We start from the raw sequence: 12,107 nt of genomic DNA, 5'->3' as shown, positions 1-12,107 counted from the left end.
CGCTGGAGCGACGAAGCCATCGTTGCTCGACTGTGTGGGCTGTGCGGGGGAGTGGGAGGTCGTTCCGGCGCTCTAGGGGTGCGCCGGACCGGCCTCTTATACCGCCATGGGGTATCGTCGGCGGGGTGAGGACGAGCGCGCGGCTGCTGACGCTGTTCGCCGTGCTCGTCGGGGTTTTCGCCATGCACGGCCTGGCCCCGCAGGACTGCTCCGGCATGTCGATGCCGTCGATGTCGGCCATGGCCCACGCGGACGCCGGCATGGACATGGGTTCTGGCCACGGCGGCATGTGCGTGTTCACCGCGCCGTCCCGTGACCACTTTCCCGTGCTGGCTTTGGTGTTGCTGGCCGTCGCCGTCCTGGTGACGACCCTGTGGCGGCCGGTGTCGACCAGCGGCCCGAGCCGTCGTGGCCCTCCGCTGTCCGGCGCCCGACTGCTGACCGTGGTGGGTGTCTCCCGGACCTGACAGGCGCTCGTGTCGAGCCGTCCTGTTCACATATCCCGGAAAGACAACATCATGTTCACGATCACCCGTGCCCTGGCGGCCGTCGCCGCCGTCGGGCTGCTGGCCGCTGCCTGCGGCAACTCCTCGGCCAGCATGCCGATGTCCCCGACCACCACGTCGTCCTCGCCCATGGCCATGGGCGACGGCCTGGCCGCCGAGTCCGGCGGCTACAAGTTCGAGCCGACGTCGACCACGGTGTCCGGCCCGTTCACGTTCCGCATCCTCGGCCCCGACGGCCAGGCCGTGACGGCGTTCGAGCCGGAGCAGACCAAGCTCATGCACTTCTACCTGGTGCGTTCCGACCTGACCGGCTTCCAGCACGTGCACCCGACCATGGCCGCCGATGGCACCTGGACCGCCCCGCTGGCCGCCGCCGCCCCCGGCAGCTACCGCGTCTACGCCCAGTTTGTCGTCAACGGAGCCGATGAGGTGCTCAGCCAGCCGGTCACCGTGCCCGGCAGCGCCACCACGTCCGCCTTGGCTGCGCCCAGCGCAACTACGGAGGCAGATGGCTACACCCTGACCATCGGCGGCGACAAGCCCATGGCCGGCATGACCCACACGTTGACGATCAACGTCGCCAGCAACGGGCAGCCGGTCAGCGACCTCCAGCCCTACCTCGACACCTACGCCCACGTCAGCGCCTTCCACGCCGGCGATCTCGCCTTCGCCCACCTGCACCCGCAGGGCACGGTCGACGGCGATCACGGCGGCCCGCAGCTCACTTTCGAGGCGATGCTGCCCAAGCCCGGCGACTGGCGCCTGTTCATCCAGTTCCAGACCGCCGGCGTCCTGCACACCGCCGCCGTGACGGTCTCGGCCGGCTGACGGCAGCCAAGGCGGCCTTCCTCGCGCTCAACGCGACGAAGGCCGCCTTGGCTCACAGGGTTTCGCGGCACCGGTGACGCCGGAGCTTCCCGCTGGTGGTGCGGGGCAGCGCGCCGGGCGGGACCAGGATGATGCGGCGGGCCTGGACGCCGTGCTCCTCGGCCACCGCGGTGCGGATCGCCAGCTTGAGCCGTCGGTCGGAGATCTCCAGGTCGGTCTCGGCGGCGATGCCGAGCCGGGTGCGGCCCTGGTCGGGGTAGCCGAGCAGCTGGGGGCTTTTGTGCCGCACCAGGCCAATCTGCGCATCATCGACGGGGTGGCCAAGGCCCTGGCGCTCCCGCCGCATGTCGAGGTGGCGCGGGACGTCGTCGGGGCCGGCAACACCTCGGCGGCGTCGATCCCGCTGGCCATCGAGGCCTTGCTGGCCGAGGGCCGGTGCGCCGGGCGGCCGGCCCTGCTGGTCGGCTTCGGCTCCGGTCTCGGCTACTGCGCGCAGGCCGTCACCCTGCCCTGACTCACGTCCCCACGACACCGGCCGGGCCGCCCAGCGGCCCGGCCAGTCCTGTGTGGAGACTCATCGGGACGCGCGAGGGGCTCGCAGCGAGGCGAGCAGCAGGGCCAGCAGGCTCAGGCCGAGGATCACCAGCAGGGAGCGGTCGTACATCGCGTGATCGCCGGTCACCGCCGACTGAAAGCCCCGCAGCGCCCAGAAACCCGGCGTCCACGGCGCGACGTCGGAGACCCACTGCGGCAGGATCGCCAGCGGCACCAGGGATCCGCTCAGGCAGGTGATGGCCAGCGCCCCCACGTCGGCCGCCGCCGCCAGCTGGCCCTGGGTCCGGACCCACACCCCCAGGGCCAGGCCCAGGCACGACACGCACCAGCCCCAGGCCACCGTGATCAGCGCCAGCCGCCACGACCCGGCCGCCAGGTCGAATCCGTAGACCAGGCCCGAGAAGACGAACAGCACCGCCTGCTGCACGGTGAACAGCACCGTCAGCGGCAGCGCCTTGCCGACCAGCACGGTCGGCCGGCCGATCGAGTCCGCCCGCAGCCGGTCCCAGGTGCCCCAGATCCGCTCCGACAGCAGGACCTGCCCGGCCACGTCCAGGGCCAGCAGCGTGAACATCACCGCGATGCCCGGCGCCTCCTGGTTGATCGCCGGCCCGGTCAGCGCCCCCAGCCGCTCGTACATCGGCCGCAGCACGGTCAGCAGCACCATCGACATGATCGAGTAGGCGATCACCGTGCCCGGCGACCGCAGCAGCAGCACGCTGGTGTGCTTGGCCACCACCAGCACTCTGCGCGGCACCGCCATCGGCCCCGACGGCCGGTAGCCCTCGGGCGGTCCCGCCGCCGGCCGGCGGACGATGGTGGCGGCCGGTGTCCGATCAGACGCCATGGCCCGTCTCCTCCCCGCCGGTCGGCCCGGCCCCGGCGCTGGTCAGGTGTTGGTAGAGGTCGTCGAGGTTGGGCTCGCGGATCTCGGCCGCGGTCACCAGGGCGGCGTCCGGGCCGAGGCCGGTGAGCAGGGTGGCCAGCAGCTGCGCGGGCCGGTCGGTGCTGAACTGGAGCTCGCCGTCGTCGGTGGTGCGCACGGCCTGGGCGGCGAGGTCGGGCGGCGGGGGCGAGGAGAAGCCGAGCACGACGCGGCTGGGCAGGCCGGCCAGCAGTTCGCGCCGGCCGCCTCGGGCGATCACCCGGCCGGCCTCGGCGACGGCGAGGGTGGCGTCCAGCACCTCGAGCTCGGGCAGGTAGTGCGTGGTGTAGCAGATCGTCGCGCCGGCACGGGCCCGTGACAGCACCAGGTCGAGCAGCGCCTGGCGGGTGACCGGGTCGGCGCCGACGGTCGGCTCGTCCAGCAGCAGCACGGACGGCCGGGCCAGCAGCGCGGTGGCGGCCTGGGCCCGGCGCTGCTGGCCGCCGGACAGGGCGTCCACCGTCCGGTCGAGCGCCTCGGTCAGGGCCACGGCCTCGACGATCTCGTCGATCTCCCGGCGCAGGGTCGCGCCCCGCATTCCGGCCAGCCCGCCGAAGAAGCTGAGGTTCTGTCGCAGGGTGACGGTCGGGTAGAGCGCGATTTCCTGGGGCGCCAGGCCCAGCCGGGATCGCGCCCGCTCGGGCTCGGCGTCCACCGCGTGCCCGTCCACCCAGACCCGCCCGGCGTCCGGCCGTTCGAGTCCGGCGCAGATCCGCGCGAACGTCGTCTTGCCCGCGCCGTTGTGCCCCATCAACCCGCAGATCTCGCCGGCCTCGATGGACAGCGAGAAACCGTTCAGCGCGTGCACGGGGCCCCAGTGTTTGCGTAGTCCGTCCGCCTCGAGCATGACCACCGCCGCGTAAAGTATACTTAGTATATGTACACTGGACTCTAGCGTCAACAACAGGAGTGCGCAAATGAGGCCAGCCTTGATCTCCCGCGCCCAGGTGCTGGACGCGACCCTGCGACTGGCCTCGGAAAAGGGACTTTCCGCCGTCACGATGCGCTCGGTCGCCACCCGCCTCGGGGTCAGCCCGATGGCCCTCTATCGGCACGTCGGCGACAAGCAGGGCCTGCTGGACGGCCTGGTCGAGCGCCTGATGACCGAGGTCGCGGGGGCCGAGGAGAACACCGACGAGGACTGGCGCGTGCCGCTGCGCGGCCTGGCCGCCAACATGCGGCGGACCGCTCGGCAGTACCCGGACCTGTTCATCCTGCTGTTCCAGCGCCGGGCGGTCACCCCGGCCGCGGTCGCCGCGCGGGACGCCGTCTACCGGGCGCTGCGGGCGGCCGGCGTGGCCGAGTCCGAGCTCGACCGGCTGGAGCGGATGATCTCCACGTTCATGCTCGGCTTCGCCGCCTCCGAGGCCGGCGGCCGGTTCGCCGGCATCGACGCCGACGTCGAGTTCCGCTACGCCGAGGAGCGGATCGAGCAGCTGATCGCGGCGGCCGTGCGGGGTTGATCACGCCGTCAGCGCCGGCTCCGGCGGGTTCTCCCTCACCGCGGTGCGCACCATGTTGCAGAACTGGTTGATCAGCGCCGACGACTTCTCCCGGTGGAACACGAAGGCCAGGCTGAGCTCGCGGTTGCCCGAGGCCAGGCCGCGGATCGCCACGTCGGCGTGCGGCCGCACGGCCGAGCCGGGCACGATGGCCAGGCCCAGGTGCGAGGCCACCATCTCCAGCGTCGGCTCGATCCCGCTGGTCTCGTACTCGAACCGCGGCGCGAAACCCTTGTCCCGGGCCAGCAGGCTGAGCGCGTGGGCGTAGGCGGGGCAGCGCAGGCGCACGCCGATGAACGGCTCCTCGGCCAGCTGCTGCACGTCGATCACGTTGTCCTTGGCGTACGGGTGGTTGCGCGGCAGGGCGACCACCAGCCGGTCGCGCCGGATGACCACCGGCGTCAGCGCGGGTTCCAGCACGGGCAGGTGCATCAGGCCCACGTCCAGCGAGTTGTCCAGCAGGGCGTTGGCCTGCCGCTCGCACGGCATGTCGAAGACCTCGATGCGGGTGTCGGGAAAGCGGTGCGCGATGCGGCGCAGGAACGGGGCGAGCATGCCGCTGGACTCACCGCGGGGGAAGCCGATGCGCAGCCGGTCGGCGGTGTCCTCCGAGCTCTGCGCCAGTTCCCGGGCCTCGTCGTAGGCGGCCAGGCATCTCTGTAACGGGTCCAGCACCAGCATGCCGGCTCTGGTCAGCGAGTTGGTGCGGCTGGTCCGGTCGACCAGGGTCGCGCCGAGTTCGAGTTCCAGGCGCCTGATCTGTTGGCTGAGCGCGGGCTGCGTGATGCCCAGGCGCGTGGCGGCTCGTCCAAAGTGGAGATCCTCGGCGACCGCCAGAAAGTACTGTAGACGTCGTAAATCCATGTTCCCCCTCCGAGTCCACCCAGATCCCCGCAGCGAACGAAGCGCTCAGTCGAATAAACGGAATACAGGAGATGAACATTCGGCACGTTAGCATGATCGTTCTGTGCGTGTCAACGATTGGAATGATGTATAAGCGTGCGATGATCGACGCTGTCACGCTGATCAACACGCGCTTTCGCGACCGGCAAGCTTTCTTACCCGGCCCCCTGTCGGAACCTCCACATTGTCGTCATCGTGACGTCTACATTAATGTAGTACTTCGGGTGGCGAACATTCATTGGCGGCAATGTCGCCGCTATAAGGTCACCCGTTCGACTACCCCGAGGGGTGTCATTGCCGGGCCGGATCGCGCCCGTGCGCACGGGCTCGGGTCGTCCTTCGGCGGCGGGCTGTGGGCGGCCAACGCGCAGGTCGTGGCGATGTGCGCGCTCACGTCCGAACAGGATGCTCACCTTCGGTCGAAACGATTGAGTGGTAAGAAGAGTGTCAACACCACGGGGTGATGCCTTGACGCCGGGGCGGCCTGGATCTGCGGTCTCGAACCACCGGTGGGCCGATCATCGCGGCATTTTGTGACGGCGTTACGGCCGCCAAAATGAATCATTCACCGGTCACGGTCACGCCCTCGAACGGCGTAAATACATTCCGGTCCGGTTTGACCGGAATGGGTCGTGTCGGTTGTGCGCAATCGCCGCGCCCCCGGTGGGGCCGGGGGCGCGGCGGCCGGGGGTTCAGCGGAAGCGGCGCAGGCGGAGGCTGTTGCTGACGACGAAGGCGGAGGAGAAGGCCATCGCGGCGCCGGCGATCATGGGGTTGAGCAGGCCCAGGGCGGCCAGCGGCAGGGCGGCGACGTTGTAGGCGAAGGCCCAGAACAGGTTGCCCTTGATGATGCCCAGGGTGCGGCGGGACAGGCGGATGGCGTCGACGGCGGCACGGAGGTCGCCGCGGACCAGGGTGAGGTCGCTGGCCTCGATGGCGACGTCGGCGCCGGTGCCCATGGCCAGCCCGAGGTCGGCCCGGGCCAGGGCGGCGGCGTCGTTGACGCCGTCGCCGACCATGGCCACGACCCGGCCCTCGGCCTGCAACCGAGCCACCACGTCGACCTTGTCGGCCGGCAGGACCTCGGCGATGACCTCGTCGATGCCGACCTCGGCGGCGACGGCCCGAGCGGCGGCGGTGTTGTCGCCGGTGAGGAGAACGGGCTTGAGCCCCAACGCCTTCAGTCCGGCGACGGCCTCGGCCGATGTGGGCTTCACGGTGTCGGCGACGACCAGCACGGCCCGGGCGGAGCCGTCCCACGCCACGGCGACGGCGGTGCGGCCGGCCTGCTCGGCGGCCAGCTTGGCGGCGGCCAGCGAGGCGTCGAGCGACACCGACCACTCGGCCAGCAGCCGGTCTCGGCCGACCAGCGTCGCCTTGCCGTCCACGATTCCTTGCACGCCAAGGCCTTCGACGTTCTGGAAGTCCTCGACGGCCGGCAGCTGCCCGACCCGGGCGGCCGCCCCGGCGGCGATGGCCCGGGCGATCGGGTGCTCCGAGGCGTGCTCCAGGGCGCCGGCCAGCCGCAGCGCCTCGTCGGCCGAGACCCCGTCGGCGACGTGCACCGCGACCAGGCTCATCCGCCCGGCGGTGACGGTCCCGGTCTTGTCGAGCACGACGGTGTCAACCCGACGGGTGGACTCCAGCACCTCCAGGCCCTTGATCAGCACGCCCAGCTGCGCCCCGCGACCGGTGCCGACCAACAGCGCCGTCGGCGTGGCCAGGCCGAGCGCGCACGGGCAGGCGATGATCAACACGGCCACGGCGGCGGTGAACGCGGCCTCGGCCGGGTTGCCGGTGGCCAGCCACACCACCAGGGTGGCCAGCGCCAACACGATCACCACCGGCACGAACACCGCGGACACCCGGTCGGCCAGGCGCTGCACGGCGGCCTTGCCGTTCTGCGCCTCCTCGACCAGCTTGGCCATCTGCGCCAGCTGCGTGTCGGCCCCGACCCGGGTCGCCCGCACCACCAGCCGTCCGCCGGCGTTCACGGTCGCGCCGACCACGGCGTCGCCGGGCCGCACCTCGACCGGCACGGACTCGCCGGTCAGCATGCTCATGTCGACGGCGGAACTGCCCTCGGCGACCACGCCGTCGGTGGCGACCTTCTCACCCGGCCGCACCACGAACTCGTCGCCGACCCTGAGCTGCGCCAACGGGATCCGGTGCTCCTGGCCGTCGCGCAGCACGGCGACGTCCTTCGCGCCCAGTTCCAGCAGCGCCCGCAGGGCCGCCCCGGAGCGGCGCTTGGACCGCGCCTCGAAGTAGCGGCCGGCCAGGATGAACACGGTCACCCCGGCGGCGACCTCCAGGTACACCTGCATCCCCGACATGCCCGTCATACCGGCCATGTCGGTCATGCCCGCCGCGTCGCCGAAGAACAGGGCGTACAGCGACCACAGGTAGGCCGCGCCGACGCCGAGAGAGATCAGCGTGTCCATGGTGGCCGCGCCGTGCCGCAGATTGGTCCACGCCGCGCGATGGAACGGCCAAGCGCCCCAGGCGACAACCGGAGTGGCCAGCACTAACGCCACCCACTGCCAGTTGGCGAACTGGAACACCGGCGCCATGGACAGCAGGATCACCGGCACGGCCAGCACGGCCGACACGATCAGCCGCTGCCGCAACGGCCGCGTCGAGTCCTCCTCGACGGCCGGTTCCTCGGGGACCGGCAGCGCGGCGGTGTAGCCGGCCGACTCCACCACCTGCACGAGGGACTCGGCTGCCACCGTGTCCGGGAAGCTGACCTTGGCCTTCTCGGTGGCGTAGTTGACGGTGGCGGTGACGCCGCCGACCTTGTTGAGCTTGCGTTCGATCCGGGCCGCGCACGAGGCGCAGGTCATGCCGCCGATGGACAGCTCGACCTCGTTGCGGGCGAGCTCGGGTGCGGAAGTCATGGAAACCTCCTCCGGGGAGAGAGAAAAAGGGGCCCGCCGCCGCGGGCGGCGGGCCGGTGGCGTCAGCCGGCCAGCTGGTAGCCGGCCTCCTCGACGGCCGCGCGGATGTCCGCCTCGGGCACGTCGACGTCGCTGGTCACGGTCAGCCGGCCGCTGGCCAGGTCGACGTCCACCTGCCGCACGCCCGCCACCTCGCTGACCTCCTCGGTCACCGAGCTGACGCAGTGCCCGCAGGTCATGCCCTGGACGGTGTAGATGTTCTCGGCCATCGGTCTGTTCTCTCCTCGGGGACGGAATGTGTGTCAGGAGCGGACCAGCCGGGCGATCGCGTCGCCCGCCTCCTTGATCTTCTCGTCGGCGTTCGACCCGCCCTCGGCGATCGCGTCGGTGACGCAGTGCCGGAGGTGCTCGTCGAGCAGCGACAGGGACACCGCCTGCAACGCCCTGGTCGCGGCGGAGATCTGCGTCAGGATGTCGATGCAGTACTTGTCCTCGTCGATCATTCGCTGTAGCCCGCGGACCTGTCCTTCGATCCGGCGCAGGCGACGCAGGTGCGCCTCTTTGTTGTCGGCGTAGCCGTGCATCGTCGTCCTCCTGTGGTCGGGGCGCCCGCGACGCGGCCGCTCACCAGGGGTGAGGCGGGGGAACCGCGGGCTCGTGCCTCCTTTATACCCCTAGGGGGTAGCGGTACGCCAACCGCAGGCGACCGACATCACCTGAAGGAGTTCGCCGTGGCCGGGGTGTGCTCGAAGCCCTCGTGCGAGGAGCACTCGGTTGCGCGGAACCGGGGCGGCAAGAGGCCGCGCACAGTAATTGAGCGGCGTGGCCGGCCATGCCCCGGCTACCCTGCGGCGATGTCCGCTGAACTGAGTGCGGCGGCCGCCGCGTTGCAGGCTCTGTCCAATCCGACGCGGCTGGCCATTCTCGCCGCCGTCTCCGACCGCAACCAGCGGCGGGTGCCGGTGGTGCTGGCCGAATTGGGCTTCGACATGAAGATCCTGACCAAGGAGATCGGCCGGCTCACCGAGGCCGGCCTGCTCGCCACGGTCCGCGGCCAGCTCGTGGCCGAGCTGTCCCCGCTGGCCGGGCTGGCCAACGCCGTGGTCGAGGCCACCGCCCTGGCCCGCGCGATCCCGCGGGACTCGCCGCTGCGCCGCTACCTGGTGCGCGGCCGGATCCAGAACCTGCCCAAGCGGCCCGAGGACCTGGACGCGATGGCGGCGGCGGTGTGCACGCTGCTGCCCGAGGACCGCACGCTGACCGAGGCCGAGGTCAACGACCGGCTGGCCCCGGTCGGCGACCCGGCGGTGCTGCGCCGGCTGCTCGTGGACAAGCACTTCGTCAGCCGCAGCGCCTCGGCCGAATACCGCGTCATCGAGCACACCATCGTCGTCTAGGACAATAGTGTCCGGCGTTCGACCGGTGGTCCGGACAATTCCGTTCGCCCTGCTCGACGCGTACTCTCCCGGGCAACGAACCGGGCGGTGAAATGGGTTTACGTCACCAGGGTTGCCTCTACGGCAGCGACGGGGAATTCCTCGCGACGGCGGTGCCGTTCGTGCGGGACGGGCTGGCCCGCGGCGAGCCGGTGCTGGTCGCCACCACCTCGGCCAACCTGGAGCTGCTGCACGAGGCGATGGGGGAGGAGGCGGACGGCGTCGACTACGCCGAGTCGGCGTACTTCGGGCGCCGTCCGCCGCAGCGGGCCACCGCGATCCACCGGTACTGGACCCGGCACGGCGAGCCGGTGCGGATCATCGCCGAGCCGGTGTGGACCGGCCGCTCCCGCCGCGAGGTCGAGGCCTGGCAGCGCATGGAGGCCGGCTTCAACGAGGTGCTCGCCGACGCCGACATCCGGCTGATCTGCCCGTACGACACCAGGATCGTGGCCCCGGCCATCGTCGAGGACGCCTGCCGCACCCATCCGGAGCTGGTGGTCGGCGACGCGGCCGAGCCGTCGCCGCGGTTCATGGCGCCGTCGGAGTTCGTGCGGGCGCACCGCACCGCCGGCCCGCCCGACGTGGCCGCCGACATCTTCCGCTTCGAGGGCGATCTGGCCGCCGTTCGGCGGTACGTGCTGGACCGGGCCACGCCGTTGCTGCGGTCGGAGGACGATGTGGCCACCTTCGGCATCGCGGTCGGCGAGTCGATCACGTACCTGCTCGGGCACGGCGTCACCCGCCTGTCGGTGTGGGTGCGGGCGGCGGCCGGCCGGGTCGTCTGCACCCTGCACAGCGACCAGCCGCTCGCGGTGCAGCCGTTCGTCGGCTACCGGCACGGCGACGGACTGTGGCTGACCAACCAGATCTGTGAGTGGCTGGACGTCCGCGCCGACGCCGGCGGCTGCACCGTCGAGCTGGCGGTGCCCGGACAGCGCGCGGCGGAGGCTTTCGGTGTGTGAGGCCTCAGCTCAACTGAACTGCGCCGAACCGCTCCTGGATCCGGCGCAGCTCCCGCAGCCGGGGCTCGGTCTCGCCGCCGACCCAGCGGCTCACCGTCTTGGCCGACACGCCCAGCTCACGGGCCACGGCCTCGCGGGACAGGCCCTCCCGGCGCAGCGTTTCCGTGATCCAGTCGGCAAAACTGTTCCGCACCGGCGCCGGCAGCGGCGGCTCGGCCAGCGCCTGCAGCACGTCGAACTCGACGTAGTCGGGATAGGTGCGGCAGGAGATCTGGATCGCCCCGGCCGGGCCGGCCGAGTCCAGCAGGGCGCGGAACACCGCCTTGGACACCTCGCGGCCGTCGGCCTCGCTCAGCGGGGCGTCGGCCGTGCACTGGCGGATGAAATCGCGAATCTCCGGCACCGCCGCCGGCCGCGCCGGGAACAAGCGAGTGCGCACCTCGACCGGGAGCACCTCGATCACACCCTGGATTTTCACCGATGACGGCCGGAAGCACCAGCACCGGAGGCGACGTGCTGCACATTCTCTGGCTCAACGGCGGCCTGGGCTGCGACGGCGACTCAGTCGCGCTGACCGCCGCCACCCAGCCCAGCATCGAGGAGATCGTGCTCGGCGGCCTGCCCGGGCTGCCGCAGGTCGCCATGCACTGGCCGATGCTGAGCTACGACAACGGTCCCGACCTGATGCAGTGGTGGCACCGGGCCGCCCGCGGTGAGCTCGACCCGTTCGTGCTGGTCGTGGAGGGGTCGGTGGCCGACGAGAGCAACAAGGCCGAGGGCTACTGGACCGGGTTCGGGGCCGATCCCGCGACCGGGCAGCCGATCACCGCCAGCGAGTGGCTGGACCGGTTGGCCCCCAAGGCCTTCGCCGTGCTGGCCGTCGGCACCTGCGCGGCGTACGGCGGGATCCACGCCATGGCCGGCAATCCGACCGGGGCCATGGGCGTGCCGGACTACCTGGGCTGGCAGTGGAAATCCAAGGCCGGCATCCCGATCGTGTGCGTTCCCGGCTGCCCCATCCAGCCCGACAACCTCTCCGAGACCCTGCTGCACCTGCTCTACCAGTACGGCAGTCCGCAGCCGGCGCTGCCGCTGGACGAGGCCCTGCGGCCGAAGTGGCTGTTCGAGAGCACCGTGCACGAGGGCTGCGACCGGGCCGGCTACTACGAGCAGGACGAGTACGCCGTCGACCACGGCTCGACGAAATGCCTGGTCAAGCTGGGCTGCTGGGGCCAGGTCGTGAAGTGCAACGTGCCCAGGCGGGGCTGGATCAACGGCGTCGGCGGCTGCCCCAACGTCGGCGGCATCTGCATCGGCTGCACCATGCCCGGCTTCCCCGACAAGTTCATGCCCTTCATGGAGCCCCAGTCCGCCGCCGGCCGCGAGACCCGCCTGTCCGGCTCCGTCGTCCGCGTCCTCCGCTCCCTCCGCACCACCTAGTTGCCGCACACCACCTAGTTGACGCTTGGAAGGGGGCTTTCCTCCACTCCGAGTGGAGGAAAGCCCCCTTCCAAGCGGGGATGTGTGACGCGGGGGTCAGTGGAGGGCGATTTCCTTCAGTTTGGGGTTGCCGTCGTCGGCGTCGTA

The 12,107-nt window shown here is 71.2% G+C and carries 16 protein-coding genes; 8 read left to right on the top strand and 8 right to left on the bottom strand.

Translation table 11 applies throughout. The features are described 5' to 3' along the window. The first annotated feature begins 125 nt into the window (after positions 1 to 125). Both ACIG5F_RS44240 and ACIG5F_RS44235 read left to right on the top strand, forming a co-directional pair. On the top strand, positions 126 to 467 hold the full coding sequence (locus ACIG5F_RS44240) for a hypothetical protein (protein WP_396526247.1): 342 nt from the start codon (positions 126 to 128) through the stop codon (positions 465 to 467). 51 nt (positions 468 to 518) lie between these two features. After that, positions 519 to 1,334, top strand: a complete 816-nt coding sequence (locus ACIG5F_RS44235; protein WP_396526246.1) for a hypothetical protein — start codon at positions 519 to 521, stop codon at positions 1,332 to 1,334. Between the two features lie 52 nt (positions 1,335 to 1,386). On the opposite strand, the gene ACIG5F_RS44230 is transcribed toward ACIG5F_RS44235, so the two are convergent. Next, positions 1,387 to 1,623 carry a hypothetical protein gene (locus tag ACIG5F_RS44230; protein ID WP_396526245.1) on the bottom strand — a complete coding sequence of 79 codons (237 nt, stop codon included), beginning with the start codon at positions 1,621 to 1,623 and terminating at the stop codon, positions 1,387 to 1,389. Here ACIG5F_RS44230 and ACIG5F_RS44225 point away from each other — a divergent pair. Further along, on the top strand, positions 1,615 to 1,848 hold the full coding sequence (locus tag ACIG5F_RS44225) for a 3-oxoacyl-[acyl-carrier-protein] synthase III C-terminal domain-containing protein (protein WP_396526244.1): 234 nt from the start codon (positions 1,615 to 1,617) through the stop codon (positions 1,846 to 1,848). The two genes, ACIG5F_RS44230 and ACIG5F_RS44225, sit on opposite strands and share 9 nt — an antisense overlap. A 60-nt stretch (positions 1,849 to 1,908) precedes the next feature. Here ACIG5F_RS44225 and ACIG5F_RS44220 read toward each other — a convergent pair whose 3' ends face one another. Both ACIG5F_RS44220 and ACIG5F_RS44215 read right to left on the bottom strand, forming a co-directional pair. Continuing rightward, a complete protein-coding gene (locus tag ACIG5F_RS44220; RefSeq protein ID WP_396526243.1) occupies positions 1,909 to 2,736 on the bottom strand; it encodes an ABC transporter permease in 828 nt (275 codons plus the stop codon). Next, entirely contained in the window at positions 2,726 to 3,661 is a 936-nt protein-coding gene (locus tag ACIG5F_RS44215) for an ABC transporter ATP-binding protein (protein ID WP_396526298.1), read from the bottom strand. The genes ACIG5F_RS44220 and ACIG5F_RS44215 overlap by 11 nt, the downstream gene beginning before the upstream one ends. A 70-nt stretch (positions 3,662 to 3,731) precedes the next feature. Between ACIG5F_RS44215 and ACIG5F_RS44210 the strand changes: the two genes are divergently transcribed. After that, positions 3,732 to 4,277, top strand: coding sequence for a TetR/AcrR family transcriptional regulator (locus tag ACIG5F_RS44210; RefSeq protein ID WP_396526242.1), 546 nt, complete (start codon positions 3,732 to 3,734; stop codon positions 4,275 to 4,277). Here ACIG5F_RS44210 and ACIG5F_RS44205 read toward each other — a convergent pair whose 3' ends face one another. Then, entirely contained in the window at positions 4,278 to 5,180 is a 903-nt protein-coding gene (locus ACIG5F_RS44205; protein ID WP_396526241.1) for a LysR family transcriptional regulator, read from the bottom strand. It lies immediately after the preceding gene. A 140-nt stretch (positions 5,181 to 5,320) separates the two neighbouring features. On the opposite strand from ACIG5F_RS44205, the gene ACIG5F_RS44200 reads away from it, so the two are divergent. After that, positions 5,321 to 5,683 (top strand): hypothetical protein, encoded by a 363-nt coding sequence (locus tag ACIG5F_RS44200; RefSeq protein WP_396526240.1) that lies wholly within the window; start codon positions 5,321 to 5,323, stop codon positions 5,681 to 5,683. Positions 5,684 to 5,911: 228 nt separating this feature from the next. Here the strand turns inward: ACIG5F_RS44200 and ACIG5F_RS44195 are convergent, their stop codons facing one another. The 3 genes from ACIG5F_RS44195 to ACIG5F_RS44185 form a co-directional block, all read right to left on the bottom strand. Then, positions 5,912 to 8,119 (bottom strand): heavy metal translocating P-type ATPase, encoded by a 2,208-nt coding sequence (locus tag ACIG5F_RS44195; protein ID WP_396526239.1) that lies wholly within the window; start codon positions 8,117 to 8,119, stop codon positions 5,912 to 5,914. Between the two features lie 62 nt (positions 8,120 to 8,181). After that, positions 8,182 to 8,388 carry a heavy-metal-associated domain-containing protein gene (locus ACIG5F_RS44190; RefSeq protein ID WP_396526238.1) on the bottom strand — a complete coding sequence of 69 codons (207 nt, stop codon included), beginning with the start codon at positions 8,386 to 8,388 and terminating at the stop codon, positions 8,182 to 8,184. Positions 8,389 to 8,421: 33 nt separating this feature from the next. Beyond that, positions 8,422 to 8,703 (bottom strand): metal-sensitive transcriptional regulator, encoded by a 282-nt coding sequence (locus ACIG5F_RS44185; protein WP_211762350.1) that lies wholly within the window; start codon positions 8,701 to 8,703, stop codon positions 8,422 to 8,424. A 270-nt stretch (positions 8,704 to 8,973) separates the two neighbouring features. Between ACIG5F_RS44185 and ACIG5F_RS44180 the strand changes: the two genes are divergently transcribed. Beyond that, on the top strand, positions 8,974 to 9,516 hold the full coding sequence (locus ACIG5F_RS44180; RefSeq protein WP_396526237.1) for a DUF2087 domain-containing protein: 543 nt from the start codon (positions 8,974 to 8,976) through the stop codon (positions 9,514 to 9,516). A 92-nt stretch (positions 9,517 to 9,608) separates the two neighbouring features. Then, entirely contained in the window at positions 9,609 to 10,520 is a 912-nt protein-coding gene (locus tag ACIG5F_RS44175) for an anti-sigma factor RsbA family regulatory protein (protein ID WP_396526236.1), read from the top strand. Between the two features lie 4 nt (positions 10,521 to 10,524). On the opposite strand, the gene ACIG5F_RS44170 is transcribed toward ACIG5F_RS44175, so the two are convergent. Continuing rightward, the gene (locus ACIG5F_RS44170; RefSeq protein ID WP_396526235.1) at positions 10,525 to 10,983 is read right to left on the bottom strand and encodes a multiprotein-bridging factor 1 family protein; all 459 of its coding nucleotides are present in this window, start codon (positions 10,981 to 10,983) and stop codon (positions 10,525 to 10,527) included. Positions 10,984 to 11,000: 17 nt separating this feature from the next. Here ACIG5F_RS44170 and ACIG5F_RS44165 point away from each other — a divergent pair, with 17 nt between their 5' ends. Beyond that, positions 11,001 to 11,960 carry a hydrogenase expression protein HypE gene (locus ACIG5F_RS44165; protein ID WP_396526234.1) on the top strand — a complete coding sequence of 320 codons (960 nt, stop codon included), beginning with the start codon at positions 11,001 to 11,003 and terminating at the stop codon, positions 11,958 to 11,960. Positions 11,961 to 12,107: the final 147 nt, after the last annotated feature.

The sequence above is a fragment of the Kutzneria sp. NPDC052558 genome, from assembly GCF_044547355.1.
In the GTDB taxonomy this organism is placed as follows: Bacteria; Actinomycetota; Actinomycetes; order Mycobacteriales; family Pseudonocardiaceae; genus Kutzneria.
This window is presented reverse-complemented; position numbering and strand designations above follow the sequence as displayed.

Coding starts and splice junctions, on each gene's coding strand:
- ACIG5F_RS44185 (WP_211762350.1), bottom strand. CDS start 8,703: ATGCACGGCTACGCCGACAACAAAGAGGCGCACCTGCGTCGCCTGCGC.
- ACIG5F_RS44215 (WP_396526298.1), bottom strand. CDS start 3,661: ATGCTCGAGGCGGACGGACTACGCAAACACTGGGGCCCCGTGCACGCG.
- ACIG5F_RS44190 (WP_396526238.1), bottom strand. CDS start 8,388: ATGGCCGAGAACATCTACACCGTCCAGGGCATGACCTGCGGGCACTGC.
- ACIG5F_RS44210 (WP_396526242.1), top strand. CDS start 3,732: ATGAGGCCAGCCTTGATCTCCCGCGCCCAGGTGCTGGACGCGACCCTG.
- ACIG5F_RS44205 (WP_396526241.1), bottom strand. CDS start 5,180: ATGGATTTACGACGTCTACAGTACTTTCTGGCGGTCGCCGAGGATCTC.
- ACIG5F_RS44180 (WP_396526237.1), top strand. CDS start 8,974: ATGTCCGCTGAACTGAGTGCGGCGGCCGCCGCGTTGCAGGCTCTGTCC.
- ACIG5F_RS44200 (WP_396526240.1), top strand. CDS start 5,321: ATGATCGACGCTGTCACGCTGATCAACACGCGCTTTCGCGACCGGCAA.
- ACIG5F_RS44165 (WP_396526234.1), top strand. CDS start 11,001: ATGACGGCCGGAAGCACCAGCACCGGAGGCGACGTGCTGCACATTCTC.
- ACIG5F_RS44175 (WP_396526236.1), top strand. CDS start 9,609: ATGGGTTTACGTCACCAGGGTTGCCTCTACGGCAGCGACGGGGAATTC.
- ACIG5F_RS44235 (WP_396526246.1), top strand. CDS start 519: ATGTTCACGATCACCCGTGCCCTGGCGGCCGTCGCCGCCGTCGGGCTG.
- ACIG5F_RS44195 (WP_396526239.1), bottom strand. CDS start 8,119: ATGACTTCCGCACCCGAGCTCGCCCGCAACGAGGTCGAGCTGTCCATC.
- ACIG5F_RS44220 (WP_396526243.1), bottom strand. CDS start 2,736: ATGGCGTCTGATCGGACACCGGCCGCCACCATCGTCCGCCGGCCGGCG.